The following is a 24,611-nucleotide window of genomic DNA, read 5'->3' as shown; positions in this document are numbered from 1 at the left end:
AGAACAAACCCCTCCTCGCGGAGCGGTTTTTCTTTTCCCGAGCGGGGATCGTCCGCGCGGACGCGCGCACGGCGACGGGGCGACGCGAGATCGGGATTCGACGGTGCGGAGACTCCGCGTCCGCCCTCCCGCGGCGACGCATCGCCCGTCAGCAGGCGGCGAGCAGCGCCTTCGACTTGGTCTCGAGGAACGCGACGAGCGCGCCGAGGACGTTGACCTCGTTGCCGAGGTTGACGAGCTCGACCGCACCGAGCTCGATGGTGGCGTCGCGTGCCTCCATCGTCGCCTTCCACGTGCCGTCGCCACCCGCGATCGGCTGCAGGTAGGTGATCGTCTTGGCGTTGCTCAAATCGACGACGATCAGACCGATGTCGGCGTCGGAATCGGCGTCGTCATCCTGCTCCAGGACGCGGATGTCGCTGCCGGTGAGGTAGCCGAGGCCGCGGAAGTCCGTCAGCCACGCCTCGAGCAGCGCCTTGTCGAGCAGCTTTCGTACCGGCATCCGTCACCTCGATTCAGGCGCATGAATGTCACACGCCCCCCACATTATGGAGGGCGTGGGGGGCGTGCGGCGCCGGGTGGCGAAGCGTGGTATCAGGCGGCTCGCACCGGGCGGCCGGCTGCAGCCGCGCGAGCGGAGTGGACCGGCGTACGGGATGCCTGTTCGGCGGCCTCCCACGTGCGGGTGTCCACGACGAGGCCGGAAGCGGCGTTCGCCTGATCGGCCAAGGAGCGGAGGTAATCGCCGACGAGCTGCTCGGGCTCGGGGGATTCGAAGACGAAGCGCAGGGGGATGGCGGGCTGGAGCCAGATGGTCGAGCGGCCGCTCTCCTCGTCGGTGCCGGTCCAGGTGAGCGTGAAAGACTCCCCGCGGCGCAGCTTCGTCGACGTGATCACCTTGATGTAGCCCATCAGGCGATCGGGGAGGGAGATGGGGGCGGTGTCGGAACCGTAGAACAGCGTGGCCATGATGATCTCCTTCGTCGAGTGGTCGGGTCGCGTTGACTTCTAACGTACCACGTATTTCACGCTGTTAATTATCTTCGCGAAATATTCGGATTCCTCACTAGAGTGGAGTCGAGCGATCGGCCGGATCGCACTCGGAGGGGGGTCGACATGTCGCTTCCCTCTGCGTTGCTCTCGGCGCTCGACGACTACGTCGCGGCCCGCGACGAGGCCATCGCCCGTGCGCGTCGTGACCTGAACGTCAGCGAACTCGAGGCGTCGGCCATGTCGTGCATCGCCGAAGAGCCCGGTATCCGCCCGTCCAACCTGCGCGCGCATCTCGGAGTCACCGCCGCCGGTGTCACGACGCTCGTCGATCGCCTGATCGGCCGTGGCCTGTTGCGACGTGAACTCGACGCCGAGGATCGCCGCGTCAACCACATCTACCTCGAGGTCGACATGGATGACGAGCCGTGGGTGGCGCTGCGACGCTTCCCCCGCGAGGTCGAAGAGGCCGTGCGCTCCGAGCCGGCCGACGTCGCTGCCGCCGCCGCGGAGATGCTCGCGCGCATCACCGAGCGCGTTCGCGCTCGAAGCTGACGCCTTCGACCCCGCTGCGCACGACGCGGCCGTCGGCCAGCTCGACGACGTGATCGGCGGCGGCGATGAGGCGCTGGTCGTGGCTGACGCACACGACCGTGGCTCCGCGCTCGATCTCGCGGGCGACGGCCGTCCGGTTGAGCTTCGCGCTCGCCGCGTCGAGGCCGGTCGTGGGTTCGTCCAGCAGCAGGACGTCGGCGCCGCGGGCGAGCCCCTGGGCGAGGAGGGCCCGCTGCCGCTGGCCGCCCGACAGGATGCCGAAGGGGCGCCGCGCGAGATCCACGATGTCGAGGCGGCGCAGGGCGTCGTCGATGGCTGTGCGGTCGGCGGGCCGCAGGCGGCGGAAGGGCCCCGTTCGTCCCCATGCGCCGATCGTCACGACGTCGCGCACGGTCAAGGGGAGGTGCTCGCCCACCGCCGCGCGCTGCGGGACGAACGAGCGTGAGGACCCGTGGGTGTCGACGCGCCCGGACGACGGCTCGCGAGCCCCCGCGAGGACTTCGAGCAGCGTCGACTTGCCGGCGCCGTTGGCGCCGACGATCACGGTGAGACGGCCGCGCGCCACGACGAGCCCCACTCCGTCGAGTGCGGTCGTGTCGCCGAATGACACGCGCACGGCGTGGGCGGTGAGGGCGGCGACGGGTTCGGGAGGGGGGTGCACGGCATCCATCATACGAGTTTGAGAATCGTTATCACTTAACGCTACGGTCGGACATCGTGTCCTGGCTCACCGATCCCTTCTCCCTCGACTTCGTGATGCGTGCCCTGTGGGGCGGCGTCCTCGTGGCCGTGCTGTGCGCGGTGGCGGGTACCTGGGTGATCGTGCGGGGGATGGCCTTCCTGGGCGAGGCGCTGGCCCACGGGATGCTCCCCGGCGTCGCCCTCGCGACCGTCGCGGGCGTGCCGGTGCTGTTCGGTGCGGCCGCGAGTGCCATCGTGATGAGCCTCGGTATCGGCGCCCTCCAGCGCCGGGCGAAGCTCTCGTACGACACGAGCATCGGGCTGCTGTTCGTCGGCATGCTGGCGCTCGGTGTGATCGTCATCTCGCACGCGGGGAGCTTCGCGACGGATGCCACGGCGATCCTGTTCGGCGACATCCTCGCGGTCGGCGCGGACGATCTCGTCGTGCTCGCGATCGCCGCCGCGATCGGCGTGGCCACGGCGGTGCTCGCCCATCGCGCACTCGTCGCCGCCGCCGTGGACGAGCGCGTCGCGACGGTGCTGGGGCTGCGTCCCCGGATCGCGCAGACGGTGCTCGTCGGCCTGGTCACCCTCGCCGTGGTCGCGTCGTACCAGGCGGTCGGCTCGCTCCTGGTGGTGGGTCTGCTCGTCGCCCCCGCGGTGGCGGCGCGGCAGTGGACCGCGCGCATCCCGACGACCATGCTGCTCGCCGCCGTCGTGGGCTCCGCCGCCGTCGCCGTGGGCCTGCTCGTCTCCTGGCACGGGGCCACCGCCGCGGGCGCCACCATCGCCGCGACCGCGATCGCCGGCGCCGGGCTGTCGTGGGTGCTCCGCGCGACCGTCGACGCCGTCCGCCGCCGCGCGGCATCCCCCATTCCTCTTTCCGTCTGACCCGAAGGCCCCCCATGCTCTCCGCCCCCCGCCGCTGCGCCCTCCTGGGCGCTCTCGGTCTCCTCGTCCTCACCGGCTGCGCCGCTCCGGCCGCGCCCGCCCCGGAGCCCTCCGCCGACACCCACGGCGCGATCGACGGCGCCGCAGAGCTCGCCGAACCCGCCCTGGGCCTCACGACCATCGACGCCGCAGGGAGCGTCTCGCACCTCGACCTGCTCGAGGAGACGACCGTCGAGATCGGCAGCGTGCGCGCGCCCTCCTCGGTGCACTCCGACGGGCGGTACCTGTTCGCCGCCGACGACGAGGGCGTCTCGATCGTGGACAGCGGGGTGTGGACCTGGGACCACGTCGACCACTTCCACTACTACCGGGCCGAGGCGCGGGTGCTCGGCTCCGTCGAGGGACGGGGAGTGGCGACCGTGGCGACGTCGAACTCGTCGACGACGGGCGGCACGGGGCTGTTCTTCCCCGCCTCGGGCGAGGCGGTGCTCCTCGACACCGAGGCGCTGTCGAAGGGCGAGGTCGTCGAGCGGTTCCGGCTCGAGCGTCCCGCCGGAGGGGGCCTGGTCGTCCCCGTCGGATCGTTCGCCGCCGTCGCCTCGGCGGGCGAGGTGACCCTGCACGCGGCCGACGGTGACGAGGTGGGCGCACCCACCCCGTGCATCGACCCGGCCGGCACCATCACCACGCGGGTCGGAGCGGTCATCGGATGCCGCGACGGGGCGCTCCTCGTCACGGTCGCCGATGCGGGCCCGGTCATCGAGCGGATCGCCTACCCCGCGGGGACGACCGCGCCGCGCGCGACGGTCTTCGCCAACCGCGAGGGCCGCCCGACCGTCGCCGCCCCCGCCGGGGAGGCGGGCGTCTGGATGCTCGACACCCGAGAGCGCACCTGGAACCTCGTGCCGACGGCCGAGCCGGTCGTGCAGGCCACGGCCGTCGACGACAAGGACGCCCACCTGCTCGCTCTGACGGCGGACGGGCGTGTGCTCGTGCTCGACGGCGAGACGGGGGAGCTGCGGGCGGCATCCGTACCGCTGGTGGGCGCGAGCCTCGCCGCCGGGAACCCGGTGTCGCTGATCGCCGATCAGCAGCGCGCCTACCTCAACGGCCCCGCGGAGGGTCGCCTGTGGGAGCTCGACTTCGCCGACGGCGCGCGCGTCGCGCGGGAGTTCACGCCCGGGGATGTTCCGCTCTTCGTCGCGGAGACGGGCCGATGACGGGGCGACGGGCGCTCGCCGCGGCGCTGACCGCCGCCCTGCTCGCGCTGACCGGGTGCGCCGGGGGAGCGGCATCCGACCGCCCGCTGGTCGTCGTGACGACGAACATCCTCGGCGACGTCGTCTCGCATCTGGCCGGTGACGAGGTCGAGGTGCTGACCCTCATGCGCCCCGGCGCCGATCCGCACTCGTTCGGGATCTCGGCGGCCGAGGCCGCCCGCATGCGCTCGGCCGACCTGCTCGTGGCCAACGGCCTGGGGCTCGAAGAGGGGCTGCAGCAGCACCTCGACGCCGCGTCCGCCGACGGCGTCGCGACCTTCGTCGCGGGGGACGCCGTCGAGGTGCTGCCCTACAGCTCGACCGACGCCGACGGCGCTGACGACCCGCACTTCTGGACCGACCCCGCGCAGATGATCGCGGTCGTCGACGCCCTGTCGCCGGTGCTCGAGGAGTTCGGCGGGACCGCCGTCGCCGACCACGCCGCCGCGTATCGCGCCGAGCTCGCGACGCTGGATGCCGACATGACGGCCGCGTTCGCCGCCATCCCGGCCGAGCGGCGGGCGCTGGTGACCAACCATCACGTGTTCGGCTATCTCGCCGATCGGTTCGGATTCCGCGTGATCGGGGCGGTCATCCCCGGCGGCACGACCCTCGCCGCACCGAGTGCGAGCGACCTGGCAGACCTGGTCGCGGCGATCGATGCGGCGGGAGTGCCGACGATCTTCGCGGAGTCGTCGTCACCGGATCGACTCGTGCGCGCGCTCGCCGACGAGGCCGATCGGCGGGTCGAGGTGACCGAGCTGTTCACCGAGTCGCTCACCGACGCCGCGGGCGACGCCCCCGACTACCTGACCATGATGCGCGTCAACACGGAGCGCATCGCCACCGGCCTGTCGCCGTAAGCGACCGGTCACCACCTGAGAGAGAGAAATCACATGCGCACTTCCTCCTTCCGCCGCGCGGGCCTGCTCGCGCTCGCGGTCGGCGCGACCGTCGGCCTGTCCGCCTGTGCGGGCGGCGCCGGTTCGGCCGCCCCCGCGTCGAGCGCCCCCGCCGACGCGGCGACCCGGGTCGCCCTGTCGTACCCCGGCGGCATCCTCGTGCTCGACGGCGACACCCTCGAGACCCTCGGCGACATGCCGAGCGAGGAGTTCACCCGGCTCAACCCCGCCGGCGACGGCCGTCACGTCATGGTCACCACGAGCGCGGGCTTCCAGGTGCTGGATGCCGGCGCCTCCGGCGTCGAGCCGGAGCTCACCGACCTCGTGTTCGAGGCGTCCAAGCCCGGTCACGTCGTCACCCACGGCGGTACGACCGTGCTCTACGCCGACGGCACGAGCGACTCGACGATTTTCGACAGCGACGCCCTCCTGGCATCCACCGATTCTCTTCCCGCGGTGCAGACCGTCCCCGGCGTCGAGGCGCACCACGGTGTCTCGATCGTGCTGGAGGACGGCACGTTCCTCACCACCGTGGGCACCGCCGACGGCCGCACGGGAGTCGTGGCGAAGGATGCCGCGGGTTCCACCATCGCCGAGAGCGCCGACTGTCCGGGCGTGCACGGCGAGGGCACCGCGAAGGACGAGGTCGTCGTGTTCGGCTGCGAGAACGGCGCGCTCGTGTTCGACGGCGGTGCGTTCACCAAGCTCACCGCCCCCGACCAGCCCTACGGCCGTATGGGCAACGCCTACGTGAGCGAGAGCAGCGCCCTCGTCGTCGGCGATTACAAGGACGACCGGGATGCCGAGGGCTACCTGCTGCACCGCGTGGCGCTGATCGACACCGCCGCGAAGACCCAGCGCGTGATCGACATGCCCGAGGGCGCGGAGTACACCTTCCGCGACGTCGCGCGGGGTCCCGGTGAGCTCGCGTACGTGCTCTCGTCGGACGGTGCGATCCACGTGCTCGACCCGGCGACGGGGGAGTTCACCGACGCCTTCCCGGTGATCGACGCCTGGGAGGGCCCGGTCGAGTGGCAGGACGCCCACCCCGCCATCAAGGTCTCGGGCGACATCGCCTACGTCACCGAGCCGGCGAAGAACACCGTGCACGCGGTCGATCTCACCACCGGCGAGGTCGTGAAGAGCGTGACGCTCGCGCAGACGCCGAACGAGATCGCCCTGACGAAGTAAGCGACGCTCGGCTCCCCTCGCAGATGCGCGCGTCCTCACCGGGCCGCGGCGGACTTCTGCGAGGGGAGTGCGCGTCTGCGACCCGGGTGCGTCTCACCGTCCGCCCCGGTCGTACGCCACCTGCAGCGCCGCGCGCACCGCACGGACGCCGGGGCGGTCGGCGGTTCCGCGGCGCACGGCCGTGAACACCTCGCGTCGGGGCTCGCCCGGCAGGTCCACGAGCCGCACGGGAGGCGCCTCACCCGCGAAGACGAGGTCGGGGATCATGCCGACGGCGTGACCGGATGCCACGAGCCGCGCGTGCGCGGTGAGGTCGGCCATCTCGAACCGCACGTCGGGCTCGAACCCCGCCGCCCGGCACTGCTGGGTGGCCCACTGACGAGCGGCGGTGCCCACCGGTTCCATCACCCACGCGCGGTCGCGGAGATCCTCGAGCCGGTGCGCCGCATCGCTCGGCGCGACGGCCAGGCGGATGGCATCCCGTCCGAGGAGTCCGCGTTCCAGGCCCTCGCGATGCTCGCGGGTGTGACCCGGGTACTGCTCGGCGACGGCGAGGTCGAAGCCGCGGGCGGCCACCTCGAACAGTCCCTCCTCGGGGGCGAGCTCGGCCACCTCGACGCGCAGCTGCGGCTCGCTGGCGGCGAGGGCGTCGAGGGCGCGCGGGAGCAGGCCGTGCGCCGCGGACTGCATCACGGCCACCCGCACCGGGGCGAGCGAGGGCCGCATGCGTTCGAGTTCGGCGCGAGCGGCTTCGTCGGCGGCGAGCATGCGGGCGGCGTGCGCGGCCAGAGCGGCGCCCTGCGCGGTGAGGCGCACCCGCCGTCCGTCGGGCTCGAGCAGCGCGACCCCCGCCTCCTTCTCGAGCAGGGCGAGCTGCTGCGAGATGGTCGACGGACTGTACGACAGGGCCTCGGCGACGGCCGCGAGGGTGCCCCGCACCGACAGTTCGTGCAGCAGGCGGAGTCGGCGCAGATCGAACACGGCATCCCTTCGGTTCTCTCGATCAGTATGCGTCAGTATTCATCGCTTTTCTCGAACGGATGCGAACCCCATGCTGAGAGCATCCGAGGAAGGATCGCCATGTCGCTCACCGATGTCCCCGACACCACGTCCGGCACCACCCCCGCTCCGCCGTCGCCGCAGGAGCTCGTGTCGCCCGCCGAGCTCGCCGATGAGGCGATCGCCCTCGTGCGCCGCTGGCTCGCCGAGAGCCGGGAGGAGCCGGTCGATGTCTCGGCCGAGCGTCTGGCCGGCGTGCTGCGCGACCCGCACGGCCTCGACTTCACGGTGGGATTCGTCGACGGCGTTGTGCGTCCCGAAGACGTGCGCGTCGCCGCGCGCAACCTCGCGGCGCTCACCCCGCTCATCCCCGGGTTCCTCCCGCTGCACCTCAAGGCCGCGATCCGTCTCGGCGCCTTCGCCGCGCCGATCCTGCCGCAGGTCGTGGTCCCCGCCGCGCGGACGGCGCTGCGCTCGATGGTGCGCCACCTCATCGTCGACGCCACCGACCGCAAGCTCGGCGAGGCCATCACCTCGATCCGCGGCCGGGGAGACGGCATCCGCCTCAACGTGAACCTGCTGGGTGAGGCGATCCTCGGTAAGAAGGAGGCCGCGCGTCGTCTGGCCGGCACCCGCAAGCTCCTCGCGCGCGACGACGTCGACTACGTCTCGATCAAGGTGTCGTCCACCGTCGCCCCGCACACGCCGTGGGCGTTCGACGCGGCCGTCGCCGATGCCGTGGCGGCCCTGCGCCCCCTGTACCGGGTCGCGAAGGAGACGGGCACGTTCCTGAACCTCGACATGGAGGAGTTCAAAGACCTCGACCTCACCCTCGCCGTCTTCGAGACGCTGCTGGGCGAGCCCGAGTTCCACGGCGTCGAGGCCGGCATCGTGCTGCAGGCCTACCTCCCCGATGCGCTCGCCGCGATGATCCGCCTGCAGGAATGGACCGCCGCGCGGGTGGCATCCGGGGGAGCCCACATCAAGGTGCGCGTCGTCAAAGGCGCGAATCTGCCGATGGAACGCGTGGATGCCGACGTGCACGACTGGCCGCTCGCCACCTGGCCGTCCAAGCAGGCGACCGACGCCTCCTACAAGGCCGTGCTCGACTACGCGCTGCGCCCCGAGCACACCGCGAACGTGCGGATCGGCGTCGCCGGGCACAACCTCTTCGACGTCGCCCTCGCCTGGCTCCTCGCCGAGCGCCGCGGCGTGACCGGCGGCATCGACGTCGAGATGCTCCTCGGCATGGCCACCGCTCAGCAGGCCGTCGTGCGTCGCACGGTCGGTTCGATCCTGCTCTACACCCCCGTCGTGCACCCGCAGGAGTTCGACGTCGCGATCGCCTACCTGATCCGCCGCCTCGAAGAGGGGGCGTCGAGCGAGAACTTCATGTCGGCGGTCTTCGACCTCGACACCCATGCGGCTCTGTTCGCCCGGGAGCGCGACCGCTTCCTGGCATCCCTCGCCGACATGCCCGAGGGCGTTCCCGCATCGAACCGCGTGCAGGACCGCACTGCGGCCGCGGCCCCCGCGCCGATTCACGGCTTCCGCAACACCCCCGACTCCGACCCGGCGATCGAGGCGAACCGCGACTGGTCGCGGGCGATCGTCGCTCGCATGGAGGAGTCGACCCTCGGCGCGCAGACCATCGCCGACCACACGGTCACTGACGAGACCGCGCTGAACGCGATGATCCAGGACGCCGCGGACGCCGCCGCGTCGTGGCGTGCGCTCGGGGCCGCCGGTCGCGCCGAGATCCTGCACCGCGCCGGGGATGCGCTCGAGAAGCGCCGCGCCGACCTGCTCGAGGTCATGGGCGCCGAATGCGGCAAGGTCATCGAGCAGAGCGACCCCGAGGTGTCGGAGGCGATCGACTTCGCCCACTACTACGCGGAGCAGGCATGCACCCTCGAGACCGTCGACGGCGCGACCTTCACCCCGGTCGGTGTGACCGTGGTCACGCCGCCGTGGAACTTCCCCGTCGCGATCCCCGCCGGCTCGACCCTCGCGGCGCTCGCCGCCGGATCCGCCGTCGTCATCAAGCCCGCGGCCCTGGCCGAGCGCTCGGGGGCCGTCATGGTCGAGGCGCTGTGGGAGGCCGGCGTGCCGCGTGAGGTGCTGCAGCTCGTTCAGGTGTCCGAGAACGACCTCGGCCGACAGCTCCTCACCCACCCCGCCGTCGAGCGGGTCGTGCTGACCGGCGCCTACGAGACGGCCGAGCTGTTCCGCTCGTTCCGCCCCGACCTGCCGCTGCTCGCCGAGACGAGCGGCAAGAACGCCGTGATCGTCACGCCCAGCGCCGACCTCGACCTCGCGGCGAAGGACGTCGCGATGTCGGCGTTCGGACACGCGGGGCAGAAGTGCTCGGCGGCATCCCTCGTCGTGCTCGTCGGTTCGGTGGCGCGCTCGCGTCGCTTCCGCGACCAGCTCGTCGACGCGGTCACCTCGCTCGAGGTCGGGATGCCGTGGGACGAGGCCTCGCGCGTCGGGCCGCTCATCGAGCCGGCGCACGGCAAGCTCCTGCAGGCGCTCACGACCCTCGAGCCCGGCCAGCGCTGGGTGGTCGAGCCGAAGAAGCTCGACGACGACGGCTCGCTGTGGCGCCCCGGCATCCGCGAGGGCGTCCAGCCCGGCAGCGCCTTCCACCGCACCGAGTACTTCGGACCCGTGCTCGGCATCATGACCGCCGAGACGCTGGACGAGGCGATCGAGATCGTCAACGCGATCGAGTACGGCCTCACCTCGGGGCTGCACGCGCTGGACTCCGCGGAGATCGACACCTGGCTCGCTCGCATCGAAGCCGGCAACGTCTACGTCAACCGCGGCACCACCGGCGCGATCGTGCAGCGGCAGCCGTTCGGCGGGTGGAAGAAGTCGGCCGTCGGCGCGGGCACCAAGGCCGGCGGACCGCACTACCTCTTCGGGTTCGGAACGTGGGCGGATGCCGAGACCTCGACGCCTCGCACGCCCGACGCCCTCGCCGCCCCGGCGCTGGCCGCCGTGCCCGCCGCCGACCGCGACTGGCTCGCCGAGGCGCTCGCGAGCGACGCCGCCGCGTGGGCCGAGGAGTTCTCGCTCGCCCGTGACGTGACGGCGCTGGAGTCGGAGCAGAACGTGCTGCGCTACGCCGCCGTGCCGGTCACCGTGCGGGTCGAGGACGCGTCGGCGTCCGCCCTCGTGCGCGTGGTCGCGGCGGGCGTGCGGGCGGGCTCCGTCGTGACCGTGAGCGCCGCCGCCGAGCTGTCGCCCGCCGTGCGCGCATGGCTCGAGGGCGTGGGCGTCCGTGCCGCGGTGGAGGACGCCGCGGACTGGGCTCGCCGCGCGGCGCGCCTCGCGCGCACCGGCGGGCGCGTGCGCCTGCTGGGCGGCTCGACGCTCGCCGTCGCCGAGGCCACAGGGGGGTCGCCGTCTGTCGCGGTCTACGCCGGCGAGGTCACGCGAGCCGGACACGTCGAGCTGCTGCCGTTCCTGCGCGAGCAGGCCGTGTCGATCACCGCGCACCGGTTCGGCACGCCCCGCCGGTACGCGGTGCCGCCGCTCGTCCGCCGCTGAACGTCGTCGAAGGCGGGGTCGCTCCTTTTTCCGGGGCGGCCCCGCCTTTCCCGTGTCCGGTCGCGGCTACGCCATGCCCGACGCCGCGATGCGCTCCGCCGCGCGGCGCACCGAGGCGGGGACCGGCGTCCCCTCCGTCGTCTGCGCCGACGTCACCGGCTCTCCGGCGACGACCCGCAGCGGCAGCATCCCCGCCCAGACGCGGCGATCCTCGCCGTCGTCGTCCTCCTCGACGAGCGACCCGGCGTTGTCCTTCACGCTCGCCTCGGCGAGGGGGATGCGCAGCACCATCGTCGCAGCGAGCTCGCGGGCGTTCATCGGCCGGACGTCGGAGCTGCGCCCGGGCATGAGGTGCTCCGACAGGGCGAGCAGAGCCGCCTCCTTCTCCTCGGGCGGAACGACGGATGCCACGCCGTGCACGACCGCGCACCGGTACCGCATCGAGCTGTCGAACAGGGAGCGCGCGTACTTCAGCCCCATCAGGTGCGTCACCGTGACGCAGACGGGCGCGCCCGCGGCGAGGCGGCGGAAGAAGTCGCTGCCGGTCGACCCGTGCACGAGGAGGTCGTCGCCGTCGCGGCCGATGCCGACCGGGAGGGCGATCGGGCGGTCGTCGCGCACGATTGCGAGAGTGGCGGACAGGGCGCCGTCGATCACGTCGTACAAGGCTGCGCGGTCGGTGACCTGGTGGTGGGCTCCGCGGCGCACACGGGTCAGGGTCGTCAGGGGCAGATCGGTCATGGGTAGATCTCACCCCGCCGCGTGGATCATGGCCTAGTCCGGTTCTGTGGCGATCGAGTGGACCGGTGACAGAATCGGGTCGTGATCGACGTCGGCATCCTGGATCGCAGCGCGCCCGTCCCGCTGCACGAACAGCTCGCGCGCGGGATCCGAGCGGCGGTGCTGGCCGGGCGCGTCCGCGGCGGTGACGACGTGCCGTCGACACGCGCGCTCGCGGCCGACCTCGGGCTCGCGCGCGGGACGGTCGTGTCGGCCTACGAGATCCTCGCGGGGGAGGGGTATCTCGTCGCCCGACCAGGCGGGGGCACGGCGGTCGCCGACATCGCGCGCCCGGTCGCGGCGTCGTCCGCCGCCACGTCGACGTCGCCCGTGCCCGCGGCGAACGCCCCGGTCGTCGACCTACGTCCCGGTCGCCCCGGCACCGCGGGCATCGCCGACGTCGCGTGGCGGTCGGCCTGGCGTCGGGCGAGCGCGATCGAGGTGGCGCCCGACGTGGCCGATGTCACGGGCGACCCCGCGCTGCGTGCGGCGATCGCGGCCCACCTCGGGCGCACCCGCGGCCTCGACCTCGCACCCGACGACGTCATCGTCACCGCGGGCACGAGCGACGCGATGCTGCTCACCCTGCTCTCCCTCTCGCCCCGCGGCTCCCGCCTGCGCGTGGGGATCGAGAACCCCGGTTACCCGCGTGTCCGTCGCCTGCTTGGCCGCCTCGGCGCGGAGGCGGTGCTTCTGCCCGTCCGGCTCGATAGGGGGTTCGACCTCGACGCCTTCGAGGCGCACGACGACCTCGACGCCGTGATCGTGACCCCGCATCATCACTACCCCCTGGGAAGCCGACTGGATGCCGCTGCCCGCTCCCGCCTGCTGGAGGGGGCATCGCGCGTCGGCGCGGTCGTCGTCGAGGACGACTACGACAGCGAGTTCCCGCACGGCCGGATGCCCCTGCCGCCGTTGCATCTGCTCGATCCCGCGAACGTGGTGTCGATCGGCACGCTGTCGAAGGTGCTCAGTCCGGCGCTGCGCTGCGGCTGGATCGTCGCGACCGGTGTCCTGCGCGATCGGATCGTCGAGGCGCGCACCGACCTCGACCCGCCGGTGTCGCAGGTCCAGCAGCGCGCGCTCGCCCTCTATCTGGCGGAGGGAGCTCTGGCCCGGCACACCGCTCGCCGCCGCCGCGACTACCGCCACCGCCGCCGGCTGCTCCTGGATGCCTTCGCCGCGGTCGACGGCGTGACGCTGACCGCGACCGACGGTGGGCTGCACGCGGTGGTGCTGCTCGACGACGCCCCACCGGCGTCTGAGCGGGCGATGGTCGACGCGCTCGCCGCCCTCGGCATCCTGGTCTCGCCCCTGTCGTCCTATGCGGTGCCGGGGACCGCCGCGGACCTGCCCGCGGGCATCGTGTTCGGCTATGCCGAGCCGCCCACGCCCTCCCTGATGGATGCCGTCGGCCGGATCATCGCGGTGGCGCGCGGTCTCTAGCCCTCCAGGATCTCCAGCGCCGCCATCGCCGCGTTCTGCCCGCCGATGCCGCTGACCGCCCCGCCGCGCTGCGCGCCGGAGCCGCACACCAGCACGCGCGGGTGAGGTGTCGCGACGCCCCACCGGGCGGCGGGCGTCGACGCGGGGGCGTCGAGCCACGGCCACGACAGTGCGCCGTGGAAGATGTCGCCGCCGATCATGTTCAGCGACTCCTCGAGGTCATGGGTCGTGCGCGCCTCGATGCAGAGTCGCCCGTCGGGGGCGCGGAGGATGCAGTCGCGCAGCGGCTCCGCGATGACCGATTCGAGCGAGGCCTGCGCCGCCGCCAGCAGCTTCGCGCCCGCGGCGACGGGATCCATGTCGGCGATGAGTCGGTGCGGCACCTGCAGTCCGAACATCGTCAACGTCTGTGCGCCGTCCGCGACGAGGTGGTCGCCCAGGATCGACGGGTCGGTCAGCGAGTGGCAGTAGATCTCGACGGGGAGCGGCTCGGGGATGAGCCCTCCGGATGCCGCCGCGTACGCGGCATCCACCTGGGTCATGGTCTCGTTGACGTGGAGGGTCCCCGAGAAGGCGGCCTCGGGAGTGACCGATCCGTCGCGCAGGCGGGGAAGGCGCGACAGCAGCATGTTGACCTTGACCTGAGCGCCCTCGGGCGTCTCGGCGCCCGTGGTCGCGCTCCCGCCCGCGGACAGCAATCGGTCGAGGGCGGCGCGGCCCACGCCGCTGAGCACGAGCTCGCCGTGGAACACCTCGGAGCGGTCGGTCATGGTGTGAACGTCGCCGTCGGGCGAGATCGAGACGACCTCGACGCCGGTGAAGATCTCGACGCCCGACTCGAGAGCGGCTCGCTCGAGCTCCTTCGTGATGGCACCCATGCCGCCCACGGGCACGTCCCAGTCGCCCGTCCCTCCGCCGATCACGTGGTACAGGAAGCAGCGGTTCTGCACGAGCGAGGGGTCGTCGGAGGTGGCGAAGGTGCCGATGAGTCCGTCCGTGAGGGCGATGCCGCGCACGAGATCGCTCTCGAACGACCGCCGCAGCAGGTCGCCCAGGGGTCGTGTCGTCAGCGCGTCCCACAGGTCGTCGTCGCCCACCCGGGCGCGAAGCTCCTCGGCGGTCGGCAGGGGATCCGTCATCGTCGGGAACACCGCCGCGGCCAGCGGGGCGAGGCGCTCGCCGAAGGCCGAGAACCGCTCCGCCTCGGCGGCGCCCTCGTCGCCCAGGGTCCGGACGAACGACGCGGTGGTCGCCTCGGCATCCTGGGTGTCGATCAGGATTCCGCGGGACGGATCGCGCGGGTCGGGTGTGTACGACGAGTACCGACGCCGTTTGAGCGTGATCCGCAGCCCGAGGTCGTCGATGATCTTCTGGGGCAGCAGGCTCACCAGGTAGGAGTAGCGCGACAGGCGGGCATCGACGCCGAACCACGGGCGTTCCGAGACGGCGGCACCGCCCACGGCCTCGGCTTTCTCGATCACCGCCACGCGGCGCCCGGCCTGGGCGAGGTAGGCCGCGGCGACCAGGGCGTTGTGCCCGGCCCCCGCGATGACGACGTCGTACCGGCGAGAATCCGAAGCGGTCATGACCCCACGCTAACCAGGGCGACGAATTCCGCGCAGGGGGTGGCGCACTAGCGTGGATGCCATGACCCTTCCCGCAGAACTGCTCGACATCGCCGCGCGCATCGCCCGTGAGGCCGGCGAACTCGCCCATCGCCGTCGACAGGAGGGGGTGACGGTGGCCGCGACCAAGTCGGCCGCCGCTGACATCGTCACCGCCGCCGATCGTGAGGTGGAGGCGTTCATCCGCGCGGAGCTCGCGCGCGAGCGGCCCGACGACGGGTTCTTCGGCGAGGAGTCCGGGGCCGAGGAGGGCACGAGCGGGATCACCTGGGTCGTCGACCCCATCGACGGCACCGTGAACTACGCCTACGGCATCCCGGCATGGGCCGTCAGCATCGCCGCGGTCGAGGGGACCGCCGAGACGGCGGCGTGGACGGCGCTCGCCGGAGCCGTCTTCAACCCCGTCACGGGCGAGTTGTTCACGGCTTCGCGCGGCGGGGGAGCCTGGCTCGGCGACCGACGCCTCGCGGTGAGCGAGGTGGGCCCCGCCGGCGGCCTCGTGGCCACCGGCTTCGGCTACAACCCCGAGACCCACGGTCCGGCGCTCGACCAGTTGGCGCGCGTCATGCCGATCGCTCGCGATGTGCGCCGCATCGGTGCGGCCTCCCTCGACCTGGCCTCGGTGGCCGCGGGGCGCGTCGACGCCTACTACGAGCGCGGCACGCAGCCCTGGGACCACGCGGCCGGTTCGCTCCTCGTGCAGGAGGCGGGCGGCACGGTGGGTGGGGCGCCCGGCGGGCGCCCCGGCAACGGCATGGTCATCGCCGCCGGGCCGGCCTTCTTCGACCGCCTGGAGCCCCTGCTCGACTACGACAGGTGAAAAGGCGGGGCGCTCATGGCATTCCCAGACCGCCCGAGGTAGGGTGTTTACCAGTTCGTTATTTTTCCGCGACCCGAACCTGCGGAAAAGGCCAAGCCCCCAAAGCCCGAAGCCGTCGCGCCTGCGACACGACACGAGAGCCCCCGCGCGTTGCCGTCAGAAGCCCCCGAGACTGAGCCCGCCCCGACCCGGCGGTCTCGTCGCCCCCTCGCCACGCCCGCCGCCGAGTCCGCTCCGCGATTGACCCGCGCCGAGATGCGCCGTCTCGCCGCGAGCGAAGCACCCACCGCGGTCGTCGACGAGCCCGCCCCGAAGCCCGCCGATCCGGCGCCCGTCGACGCCGAAGCCGCCTCTCAGCCCGAGCTGATCGAGAACGTCGCGATGGCCGTCATGGAGACCGTCATCGCCGCGACGATCGAGCCGACGCTGCCCGACCGCGACACTGTCGCGGAGGGTCCGGCCGACGGCGCCGCAGCCGACGAGGCGGACGCCCTCGAGGTCACCGTCGTCGATGAGCGCCGCTCCGACGAGGTCGCCGTCATCCTGCAGAGCGCCGACAGCGACGTGGCCACCACCCCGGTCTCGCTGCCGACCTCGCCCATCACGCTTCCGGTCACCCGCCGCTCGCGTCGTCGCCCGGCATCCTCGGTCATCATCGACTCCGCCGTCGACGACGCCGTCGCCGCCGAGCCGGTCGACGAGAGCCCGGATGCCGCCGTCCCCGCGCTCGCGGCCTCCGTCGCCGCCGACGAGCCCGTCGCATCGCCCTCCGCGTCCGCGGACGAGGCCGACGAGTTCGCCACCGCCGCGCGACTCTTCGCCTTCACGGGCGAGACCGCGATCCAGTCGCCGATCGTCGCGCCCCAGGAGCCTGTCGCGGAGGGGCTGCCCGCCGCGGCGGCGGCCGCTCCGCGCACCCGCCGGAACGTCCGCCGCATCGCGGCCACGTCGTTCTCGGTGGGCGTCATGGGCGTCGTCGGCCTGCTCACCGTCGGCATGACCATGCCCGTCAGCGCCCTCGCCTCGGCGAGCGGCACCGACAGCGTCACGGCCCCGGCCGCGTCCGCCACGACCCGCCTCGCGGTCGGCGGCAGCGACGTCGCCGCCGGCGACGGCGAGATCCAGGCCTACGTCGCCCCCGCGCAGGCGCAGGCCGGCGTCGTCGACCGCGCCGACGACGGCTACAGTGCCACGACCTACGCGAAGATGGCTCTCGATTCGGGCATCACCCGCCCGTCCGACTTCTACGTCAACGACCCGACCGCGCCCATCCAGTGGCCCTTCGCCGTGGGTGTGTCCATCTCGTACGGCTTCGGCATGCGAGACGGCGGCTTCCACGAGGGTGCCGACTTCGTTCCCGGCGAGGGATCGCCCGTTCAGGCCATCGCCGACGGCACCGTGCGCATCGCGACCGAGCAGGGCGGCGCCTTCGGCGTCACCGTGCTGATCGACCACGAGATCGACGGGCAGCTCGTCTCGAGCCGCTACGGCCACATGCAATACGGCTCGCTCCAGGTCACGCAGGGCGAGAAGGTCCACGTGGGTCAGTTCCTCGGTCGCACCGGCAACACCGGTCGTTCCTTCGGAGCGCACACCCACGTCGAGATCCTCCAGAACGGCACGACGCCGATCGACCCGATCGCCTGGCTGCGCCAGCACGCCGGAGGATGACCCTCGATTCGTAAGAGAGTGTCTCGGTCTGATATTCTCTTCTAGTTGCCCGGAGCGATCCGGGTACGCCCCGATAGCTCAGTGGCAGAGCACTTCCATGGTAAGGAAGGGGTCGTCAGTTCAATCCTGACTCGGGGCTCAAGCATTCGGTATCCGGATGCCACGCGGCGGGGTAGCTCAGTTGGTGAGAGCGCACGACTCATAATCGTGAGGTCGCGGGTTCAAGCCCCGCTCCCGCTACCAAGGTCGTCTTACTCGAACAAATGACTTCAAGATATTGAGCCAGGGGTTCGCGAGCAGAAGCGTCGGAATTATTTCCGGCGCTTTTTTCGTTGGCCGCTGCCTCAATCGCTGCGCTGCGGATGTCAGCGACATCTGGCTGGTACTCAGAGGATGCGGTCACCTGGTACCCATCGTCATGGATCCAGATACGTGAGAAGAAGGCTGATAGCAGCATGCGGCGCACGCCGTCGCTCGCGGACAGGAACAGTGCGCGAGGCTTCTCCATCAGGTCGAGGTAGATCATCGCGGACTCGGTCTTGGCGCGCAGGAAGTCTTCCGTTGACGCGAGTTTCGCGCTGACGCCGTTCTTCTTGATCTGAAGCTCCCGGAGGCGCTTACGAACGGTCTCCGGCGGCAGCTCGCCCTCTGCGGCGATGTCGACGAGGCGTTCCTCTTTGGCTTCGAGTTTCTGCAGCTCCTTCGAGAGCCGAACACGCTGCTCTCGCTGACGTGCCAGAAGGTGCTCCAGGGCGTTTTGCAACTGCTCGCGAGCTTCCTTGAGCACGCTGCCCGGCAGTGAGGCTGTCCCGAACAGCGTCGCGATGGCACGTTCGACGTCGGCAACTCGGAGGTACTGTAGCTCGCAGACGCCATCCTGTCGGCCTCGGCACAGGTAGTAGTCGAACAGCTCGCCGTGTCGATTGCGGGCTTGGTTGAAGATGAGGCGGTGCTCCCTTCCCTCCGCATCGCATTGACCGCAGAGCAACATACCCCGGAGGAAGTGGCTGTGGACCCGGTCTCGCTGACCGCGCTTCAGCCGGGCGTTCATGACCTCCTGCACTCGTTCGAAGAGTGCGGTTTCGATGATCGCAGGATGACGACCGGGATAGACCTGCTCTTTGAACGTCACCATGCCGAGGTAGTACGGATCCCGGAGAATGATGCTGAGTTGGCTCCGGGACAGCGGTCGCTCCGGCCATTTGGCGGACTTCCTCGTCGTCAGGCCCTGCTCGGCGAGCGCGTCCGCCAGCCGTATCGTGCTGTACTCGCCAGTCGCGTACTGCTCGAACGCCCACTTGATGAGCGGGGCACGCACGGGGTCGATGTCGATGGTGTTGACGAGTCGGCCGTCGAAGTCTTTGCGGACGTTCAGATAGCCCAGCTTGGCGCGGCCGACCGTACCGCCGTTCTTCGCCTTGTGCAGCAATTTGTTCTTGATGTCCTCGCCGCTCTGACGGACCTGGACTTCGTTCATGATGTCGGTGATGGCTTCCATGGCGTCGGCCATGTAGCCATCGCCAAACTCTTCCTTGGCGGAGATGAGCTTCACGCCCATGCTGGCAAGGATGCGTTTGGTGATGGCGGCGTCAGCTTGGTTGCGGAAAATTCGCGAACGCATGTAAATAACGACGTACCCCACTTCGGGGTGTTCCTCGACGTAGCTCAGTAGCTCCCGAAAGACGGGTCGCTTCGCGATTGATTGCGCGGAGTTGCCTGGTTCGACGAACGTCTCAGCGATCGGTGCCTTCAGGCGTTTGCAGCGCTTGATGCAGAGTTCACGCTGTGTAGCGATGGAGTTGCCGTCAGCGTCGATGTCCACAGCCGTGTGCATCTGGCGCTGGGTACTGACGCGGAGGTACAGGATGGCCTGGCCTCCAGAGTCACTCGTCGTTAGCGGGGCGGTTCCGTCCAGGCCGAGGAGCTGCTCCCAGCCTGCGAACGACCCCCGACCCGGCCGCGCGGCGGTGTGCTTTGTGTCTGTCATTTTGCCTCCCTTCCATAGCGCCCGTGCCGCCTGGGCGACGGACGTAGCCTCTTGATTTACGCTCATCTGACCTTTTAAGTCGAGATGTTTAGTGATGTGGTTTTGTCATCGCTGACCTGGGGAAAAGTTGAGCACCCGGATGGGTGCACTTGTGCCCGACCCCGCACAGGGGCCGGAAGTCGTTATCTGCGGGGGCTACTTGTAGAAGATGTGCCACCAGCCGTCGAGGCGGATGGCGTCGTAGGTGGCGGCGATGCGTTCATCGACGACGGCGTGGTTCCAGCGCAGATGGTCGTCGGGGATGCCCTGCTCGTTCATGACGTTCTTGACGGCGACGAGCCAGCCAAGTCCGTCGAGGACGTCGCGGCGAAATTCGGCGAAGGTCTCCCAGGCGTCGACGTAGGCGTCGTGGAAGGCCTCCTCGAGGTTGACGGCGGCGATGTTCGTGTCCGGCAGCAGGAGGTAGGCCGCGAACCCTGCCCCGTTTTCCTTTACGAGGGCAAGCAGTCGGAGCGCATCGTCGGGCTCAACAAGCGTCTGGAGTGAGCGATCGACGGAGGCTTGGGCTTCGGGGCCGAACCGATCGTCGTCCCACTTCCCTTGTTCGGGGTCGCGGTCCGGTGGCGATGGTGTTTCGGGGCTCATAGTTGCTCCTTTCGGGGTTCAGTCGTTTCGGTGTCGGTGGCGGGATCGATTGTGGCCGCGAGTTGGTCCGGTGTAATGACGGTGAACAGCCGGTTCGGCAGCTCCGGGTAGCGGTGGATAGCGCTCGTGAGCCGCTCTGCGCGGCGCTGCGACGGCACGATCCAGAGCACTCGGGGGAAGACGCCGTGTTCGGCCTGGGCGCGGCCGGTGGCCTTGTAGGCGGCGTACGTGCGGCATTTGGCCAGGACGACGGGAATGCTCTCGCTGCCGGCGTCCCACTCGATGTACCAGTAATCGTCAAACTCGGCGGTGGCCAGGTGGGCGTAGAGATCGGGTTTGAGGATGGTTGTTGTCCCGTGGGCGGTGAAGAAGCTGCGCCAGGCCTCGGCTTCAATGGCGACGCACTCGAGCTGGGTGCCGGTGCGTCGGGTCTGGGCGATCAGGGCGACATGGACGTCGACCACGCCGAGAGTGTGCTCGAGGAACACGGTCGAGACTGAAGCGAAGCGGCGACGGGCCGCGTCCTCGTCTCGTGTGAGGCGTTCGCCGGCGGCATCGAGGTACCAGATGCTGGCCGCGGACCCGCGGGCGGTGCCGCCGACGCGGCGCTCCAGTCGCGCCACGAGCCGGTCGCGGAGCAGCCGGTGGAGGACGCGGACACAGGCCCGGGTGCCCGCCGTGGCGGTGGCGTGGTCCGCGAAGTAGACGTCGCGGAGATGCGTGGTGGTGGCGTAACGATGGCGGCTGAGGAACTGCAGGATCTGATGATCGCGGCTTGAGAGGCTCAGGCGCAGGTCGCGCAGCCGGGACGGTCCGGCGCCCGTCCGTGAAGATGAGGATGGGGTCGTCATGGTCGGAGTCCCCCTGTGGGGCGGAGGACGGAGCTGGCGAGTTGGGTGGGCCGTGGGCATCCCGCCTGGGGCGGGATAATCCGCTCCCAACTCGGCGCTGGTGCCGCGGGATTACGGGGCAGAACGGCGGTCGAAGTTCCGGCGAGCGGACGGGCGAACGGACGCCCGAGCGGACGCCGCTCACCTCTTCTCAGAGTGCGCTGCTGGGCAGTCATGAGCGCTTCCTCGGACGGCGACCGATCGGTTCGTCATCACCCGCGTCGCTTGCGGCGTCGGTCGGTCCATCGCCCGTTGTGCGATCCGGCGCGGGTGAGGTCTGGAGAGGGGTTGGCTCGGTGCCGAGGACGACGAGCGTCACGACATCGTCGTCGGGTGCCGCGTCCGCGACGGTCGCGCCGCCGCCCTGGGGCGAGCTCGGGGATGGCGTCGAGGAAGCGGCCGAAGCTGGTGGGTCATCGAGACGTCCGTAGCGGGCACGGCTCTCGGCCAGCACGCACTCGGGGTCGGATACGGCGGCGGGTGGTGGCAGCGTGACGGCGGAGAACCAGCCGGATTGCACGCCGCCGGAGACGAGGTCGACGTAGACGTTGTAGGGCGGGAGCTTCATCACGTCCGCGGGCGTCAAGTCTGAGTACTTCGTCACGGCGGCTGCGTCGGCGGGATCAGCTTGAAACTGAATCTTGTTCCTCGCGTTGGCGGCAATGCCCGCGAGAAGGCTGGCGGGCATCTGGGCCCGGTGTTGGTGCGCAAGATGCCAGGCGACGTTCATGGAGCGGGACTGCTCGAGTGCTTCGCCCAGGTCTGATTCGTGCTTGACGAACATCTGCGCCTCGTCGAGGTAGATGGATACGGGGAGGCGCTCGTCTTTGGGTACCCCGGCGCGGGCCAGGGTCAGCTGCCACAGCTGCGACACCAGTAGCGAGCCCAAGAGCTCAGCCGAGATCGGGCCGAGAAGACCACGGTTCAGAGGCACGACCAGAATGCGGGGCTTGGTGAACAGGTCGCGGAGATCGAAGCGGGGTTTTGGCTGGTCCAGCACAGCGCGGATGGAGGGCCGAAGGAGGAATTGCCTGAGCCTCGTGAGTACGGGGCCGACCATGGCGGCACGGGCCCCGTCGCTGAGCGCGTCGTACTGCGCCCAGAAGCCGGCCAGAGAGGGATCGGTGATGGTCGCGGTGTAGCCCCGGCGGAACCGGTCATCCGTTAAGAGCCGCGGCAGATCAGCGAGGGTCGAGCCGTCCTGGCTGGAGAGGAGAAGGAGCGAGGCGTGTACGGCGTCGCTCGTCCGCGGGCCGAAGGCCGAGGGGAACAGGCTGCGGAAGACGGCGAGAAGGCGGTCAGCGATGAGGGGGCCGTCGTCACCTGCTCCGGCGAACGGGTTGAGACCGACGGGGTCAGCGCTACTCGGGTCGAGGACAACCACATCGCCCGCGCGGTGCTCAGGGATGACGGTCAGGACATCCATCGCGAGGTCGCGCTTAGCGTCGATGACCACCACACTGCGATTCGCCGCGACGTCCGCCGCGATCAGATTCAGCAGCACCGTGCTCTTCCCGACGCCGTTTGGACCCATGACGTGGCTGTGGCGGACAGCGTCTGCGATGGCGATCCCGACGGGAACGCTTGGGCCGGGCGCGTTGGTGCGGGCGAAGATCCGCTCGGCGCTCGGGGTAAACCCGACGGGCGGGGCAATGCGCCGCGGGTAGATCGGCGGCAGTCCCGGGAGCGCACCGTCTCCGGTGGGCCATCCGAGGAGGCATAGCGCTTCGCTGGCCGTCAGGCGCAGCGGTTTCTTCGCCGGGATGATCGCTTCGTCGACGAGCTCGGGGCGGTCGGAGACAAGGTCAATGCGGGTCGACCCGGTCTGGAGTTGACGGAGTGCTGCGAGCACGGCATGAACAAGCAGCCGACGGCGGACAGGGCTGCTTGCGCTGACCCCCACGCGGATCGTGCTGCGGAAGCGGTACTGGCCGAGTTTGTCTCGCAGGTCCGCCCGCACCTCTGGCTGCGCGGGGCGGGTGCCTTTCGTGACGAGGTCGAAGATGGTCAGGTTCGGGTCGGGCGTGAACGCCGGGATCGGCTGCGGTGGGACGCTCGCGCCCAGAATGATCTGCAGCACCAGCACGTCGCCCTTCCCCACCGCCTGCGACAACGCCGAGTACAAGGCTCGAAGGGCTGCGCCGGAGGTATCAAGACTGAGGCCGAGGTGGCGTTGGCGGATCCGAACGCGGCCAGCTCGTTCGACCGGTTCGCGGTCGGTTTCAAGGTCGGTAATCGAGACGCCGGGGAGCAGCCTGCGCAGGCTGCTGCCAATGCTCGACACCGTGGTGCGATGCCCGCCGATGAGATGACGAATGGCGCCGGCTTCGGAGCGGGCTTCAATTACGACGGGGCCGCGTGACTCATCTGCGGCGAGCGTTTCGACAAAGCCGAGCGCCGCGTCCTGATCGAATGGGCGCGGCCAGTGCAGCTGTCGCCACGCTTCAATCATGATTACCCCCTCCCTCATCCGCGGCGGCGTTCGGCGCACTACCGTCCGATTCCGGGATGGTCATTGATTTCCCGTTCTTCTTGGCGTCTTCCATGGCGGCGTGCTCGAGGAGGGCACGGGCGAGCTTGTCGTAGTCCGGGGTCTCGCGGCGTTCAGCGCGGACGCGGATGCGATACTCGCGGCGCGGCCGACCCCGACCCCGTTTCTGGGCAGTCATGATTTGGCTCCCTTCACCAGCGGTCCCGACGGACGCGCAACCACCACAGCAGGGCCGTCGAGGCACCGATGAGCAGGGCGACGACGACGAGCCACACCCAGATCTGCGAGATGAGCCAGACGGCCGCCCACAGCAGCACGGTGATGAGCAGCAGCGTCCAGGCCATTGCGAGGGCAGCTTGCAACGGGCCGCGGTCGGATGGCGACATGGCGAGTTCCTTCCTGGTGGGTAATGGGGATGGCGGGGTCAGTCATCAAACGCCTCCAACGGGCGACGGGTGTCAGAGGGCACGGGATAGCCCGGGACGACGATGCTGGACCGTGAAATCTGGTTGCCCCAGACCTCCCATCCAGGAAACGGGCGGCGTGCGAAGAGCTCCAGATACGGGCCGGGACTCATGCGCATCACCATCTGATGCACTTCCTCGGGCTTATGACTGTGAGATTGACGGGCCAGCATGGTGAAGGAGCGCTGACCGCGGAACCTCACGGGGAGCTTGCCCTTGACGCCGATGAGCAGCGTCTCGTGGGCGTGGCGAAAGTACTGGCCCAGGCCCATCTGGTCTTTGCCCCAGACGAACTCGTCCTTGTACTCAAACCCCCAGGCGCGCATGACGTCCTCGGCGATGTACCGGGTCGCCGGGTAACACCACAGGTAGAGGTGCGCATTGTCTGCAGCGAGATCATTCACAGGGAGTGCTTTGATGCGTTCGAGGCTCATAAGCTCGTAGTGGCTCTGTGCTCCGTGCTTGCCGAGTTGCCCCGCCTGCCACGGGGGGTCCGCGATGATGCACGAGAATTTCTCCCCGGAGTAGGTTGTGCCAGGCGGCGCGTTCTCCGAGCTAGCCGAATTGGTTTTGGTGATGTTCATGGAAACCCTCCTTTCCTGCAGCCGAAGTGAAACGTTGCGGGCACGCCGAACGTCACTATGAGCGAGGGTTCGGGCCGACCGCGGGGCTGCTGCCCATACTTATGACGGAACGGGCGCGGTTCGTAAAGCGTCCGGTCGGTACAAGATGCGATCCGTAAAGACGGATCCAAGAATTCGCCTGCGTC

At 70.3% G+C, this 24,611-nt stretch carries 22 protein-coding genes and 2 tRNA genes; 11 read left to right on the top strand and 13 right to left on the bottom strand.

Annotated elements, in window-relative coordinates:
• Nucleotides 1-148 precede the first annotated feature (148 nt).
• The gene (locus AB0N82_RS09035) at nt 149-502 is read right to left on the bottom strand and encodes a hypothetical protein (protein WP_363390632.1); all 354 of its coding nucleotides are present in this window, start codon (nt 500-502) and stop codon (nt 149-151) included.
• A 92-nt stretch (nt 503-594) separates the two neighbouring features.
• Complete coding sequence (locus AB0N82_RS09030; RefSeq protein WP_315995078.1) at nt 595-969, bottom strand: hypothetical protein; 375 nt, start codon at nt 967-969, stop codon at nt 595-597.
• A gap of 147 nt (nt 970-1,116) precedes the next feature.
• Here AB0N82_RS09030 and AB0N82_RS09025 point away from each other — a divergent pair, with 147 nt between their 5' ends.
• A complete protein-coding gene (locus AB0N82_RS09025) occupies nt 1,117-1,545 on the top strand; it encodes a MarR family transcriptional regulator (RefSeq protein ID WP_315995077.1) in 429 nt (142 codons plus the stop codon).
• On the opposite strand, the gene aztA is transcribed toward AB0N82_RS09025, so the two are convergent.
• Entirely contained in the window at nt 1,517-2,215 is a 699-nt protein-coding gene (aztA, locus tag AB0N82_RS09020) for a zinc ABC transporter ATP-binding protein AztA (RefSeq protein WP_363390627.1), read from the bottom strand. The two genes, AB0N82_RS09025 and aztA, sit on opposite strands and share 29 nt — an antisense overlap.
• Before the next feature lie 47 nt (nt 2,216-2,262).
• Here aztA and aztB point away from each other — a divergent pair, with 47 nt between their 5' ends.
• The 4 genes from aztB to aztD are packed head-to-tail and all read left to right on the top strand — an operon-like array spanning nt 2,263 to nt 6,469.
• The gene (gene aztB / locus AB0N82_RS09015; protein WP_315995075.1) at nt 2,263-3,117 is read left to right on the top strand and encodes a zinc ABC transporter permease AztB; all 855 of its coding nucleotides are present in this window, start codon (nt 2,263-2,265) and stop codon (nt 3,115-3,117) included.
• Between the two features lie 14 nt (nt 3,118-3,131).
• On the top strand, nt 3,132-4,337 hold the full coding sequence (locus tag AB0N82_RS09010; protein WP_363390624.1) for an ABC transporter: 1,206 nt from the start codon (nt 3,132-3,134) through the stop codon (nt 4,335-4,337).
• The gene (aztC, locus tag AB0N82_RS09005; RefSeq protein ID WP_363390621.1) at nt 4,334-5,239 is read left to right on the top strand and encodes a zinc ABC transporter substrate-binding protein AztC; all 906 of its coding nucleotides are present in this window, start codon (nt 4,334-4,336) and stop codon (nt 5,237-5,239) included. Before AB0N82_RS09010 ends, aztC begins: the two co-directional genes overlap by 4 nt.
• A 33-nt stretch (nt 5,240-5,272) precedes the next feature.
• Nucleotides 5,273-6,469 (top strand): zinc metallochaperone AztD, encoded by a 1,197-nt coding sequence (gene aztD, locus AB0N82_RS09000; protein ID WP_363390618.1) that lies wholly within the window; start codon nt 5,273-5,275, stop codon nt 6,467-6,469.
• Nucleotides 6,470-6,562: 93 nt separating this feature from the next.
• Here the strand turns inward: aztD and AB0N82_RS08995 are convergent, their stop codons facing one another.
• Complete coding sequence (locus AB0N82_RS08995; protein WP_363390615.1) at nt 6,563-7,450, bottom strand: LysR family transcriptional regulator; 888 nt, start codon at nt 7,448-7,450, stop codon at nt 6,563-6,565.
• Between the two features lie 99 nt (nt 7,451-7,549).
• Between AB0N82_RS08995 and AB0N82_RS08990 the strand changes: the two genes are divergently transcribed.
• Nucleotides 7,550-11,023, top strand: coding sequence for a bifunctional proline dehydrogenase/L-glutamate gamma-semialdehyde dehydrogenase (locus AB0N82_RS08990; RefSeq protein WP_363390612.1), 3,474 nt, complete (start codon nt 7,550-7,552; stop codon nt 11,021-11,023).
• Nucleotides 11,024-11,089: 66 nt separating this feature from the next.
• Here AB0N82_RS08990 and AB0N82_RS08985 read toward each other — a convergent pair whose 3' ends face one another.
• Nucleotides 11,090-11,764, bottom strand: coding sequence for a pyridoxamine 5'-phosphate oxidase family protein (locus AB0N82_RS08985; RefSeq protein ID WP_315995069.1), 675 nt, complete (start codon nt 11,762-11,764; stop codon nt 11,090-11,092).
• Between the two features lie 81 nt (nt 11,765-11,845).
• Here AB0N82_RS08985 and AB0N82_RS08980 point away from each other — a divergent pair, with 81 nt between their 5' ends.
• Nucleotides 11,846-13,249, top strand: a complete 1,404-nt coding sequence (locus tag AB0N82_RS08980; RefSeq protein ID WP_363390609.1) for a PLP-dependent aminotransferase family protein — start codon at nt 11,846-11,848, stop codon at nt 13,247-13,249.
• Here the strand turns inward: AB0N82_RS08980 and AB0N82_RS08975 are convergent.
• Nucleotides 13,246-14,835 carry an NAD(P)/FAD-dependent oxidoreductase gene (locus tag AB0N82_RS08975; RefSeq protein WP_363390606.1) on the bottom strand — a complete coding sequence of 530 codons (1,590 nt, stop codon included), beginning with the start codon at nt 14,833-14,835 and terminating at the stop codon, nt 13,246-13,248. The two genes, AB0N82_RS08980 and AB0N82_RS08975, sit on opposite strands and share 4 nt — an antisense overlap.
• A gap of 61 nt (nt 14,836-14,896) precedes the next feature.
• Here AB0N82_RS08975 and AB0N82_RS08970 point away from each other — a divergent pair, with 61 nt between their 5' ends.
• From AB0N82_RS08970 to AB0N82_RS08955, 4 genes are all read left to right on the top strand, one after another.
• Nucleotides 14,897-15,694 (top strand): inositol monophosphatase family protein, encoded by a 798-nt coding sequence (locus AB0N82_RS08970; protein WP_315995066.1) that lies wholly within the window; start codon nt 14,897-14,899, stop codon nt 15,692-15,694.
• 240 nt (nt 15,695-15,934) lie between these two features.
• Nucleotides 15,935-17,365, top strand: a complete 1,431-nt coding sequence (locus AB0N82_RS08965) for a peptidoglycan DD-metalloendopeptidase family protein (protein WP_363390603.1) — start codon at nt 15,935-15,937, stop codon at nt 17,363-17,365.
• Between the two features lie 67 nt (nt 17,366-17,432).
• A tRNA-Thr gene (locus AB0N82_RS08960) sits at nt 17,433-17,504 on the top strand.
• A 27-nt stretch (nt 17,505-17,531) separates the two neighbouring features.
• Nucleotides 17,532-17,608 (top strand) — tRNA-Met (locus AB0N82_RS08955).
• Here AB0N82_RS08955 and AB0N82_RS08950 read toward each other — a convergent pair.
• From AB0N82_RS08950 to AB0N82_RS08920, 7 genes are all read right to left on the bottom strand, one after another.
• On the bottom strand, nt 17,565-19,199 hold the full coding sequence (locus AB0N82_RS08950) for a recombinase family protein (RefSeq protein ID WP_363391204.1): 1,635 nt from the start codon (nt 19,197-19,199) through the stop codon (nt 17,565-17,567). The two genes, AB0N82_RS08955 and AB0N82_RS08950, sit on opposite strands and share 44 nt — an antisense overlap.
• A 348-nt stretch (nt 19,200-19,547) precedes the next feature.
• On the bottom strand, nt 19,548-19,997 hold the full coding sequence (locus tag AB0N82_RS08945; protein WP_363390600.1) for a hypothetical protein: 450 nt from the start codon (nt 19,995-19,997) through the stop codon (nt 19,548-19,550).
• Nucleotides 19,994-20,848 (bottom strand): replication-relaxation family protein, encoded by an 855-nt coding sequence (locus AB0N82_RS08940; RefSeq protein ID WP_363390597.1) that lies wholly within the window; start codon nt 20,846-20,848, stop codon nt 19,994-19,996. The genes AB0N82_RS08945 and AB0N82_RS08940 overlap by 4 nt, the downstream gene beginning before the upstream one ends.
• 211 nt (nt 20,849-21,059) lie before the next feature.
• Nucleotides 21,060-23,339 (bottom strand): hypothetical protein, encoded by a 2,280-nt coding sequence (locus AB0N82_RS08935; RefSeq protein WP_363390594.1) that lies wholly within the window; start codon nt 23,337-23,339, stop codon nt 21,060-21,062.
• Nucleotides 23,332-23,556, bottom strand: a complete 225-nt coding sequence (locus tag AB0N82_RS08930; RefSeq protein ID WP_363390591.1) for a hypothetical protein — start codon at nt 23,554-23,556, stop codon at nt 23,332-23,334. The genes AB0N82_RS08935 and AB0N82_RS08930 overlap by 8 nt, the downstream gene beginning before the upstream one ends.
• A 13-nt stretch (nt 23,557-23,569) precedes the next feature.
• On the bottom strand, nt 23,570-23,764 hold the full coding sequence (locus tag AB0N82_RS08925) for a hypothetical protein (protein ID WP_363390588.1): 195 nt from the start codon (nt 23,762-23,764) through the stop codon (nt 23,570-23,572).
• 38 nt (nt 23,765-23,802) lie between these two features.
• Nucleotides 23,803-24,426 carry an MT-A70 family methyltransferase gene (locus AB0N82_RS08920; protein WP_363390585.1) on the bottom strand — a complete coding sequence of 208 codons (624 nt, stop codon included), beginning with the start codon at nt 24,424-24,426 and terminating at the stop codon, nt 23,803-23,805.
• Nucleotides 24,427-24,611 lie beyond the last annotated feature (185 nt).

Origin of the sequence: Microbacterium sp. NPDC089186, from assembly GCF_040685115.1 — a bacterium.
In the GTDB taxonomy this organism is placed as follows: domain Bacteria; phylum Actinomycetota; class Actinomycetes; order Actinomycetales; family Microbacteriaceae; genus Microbacterium; species Microbacterium galbum.
The sequence above is the reverse complement of the archived record's forward strand: the minus strand, read 5'-3'. Positions and strand labels throughout refer to the sequence as shown.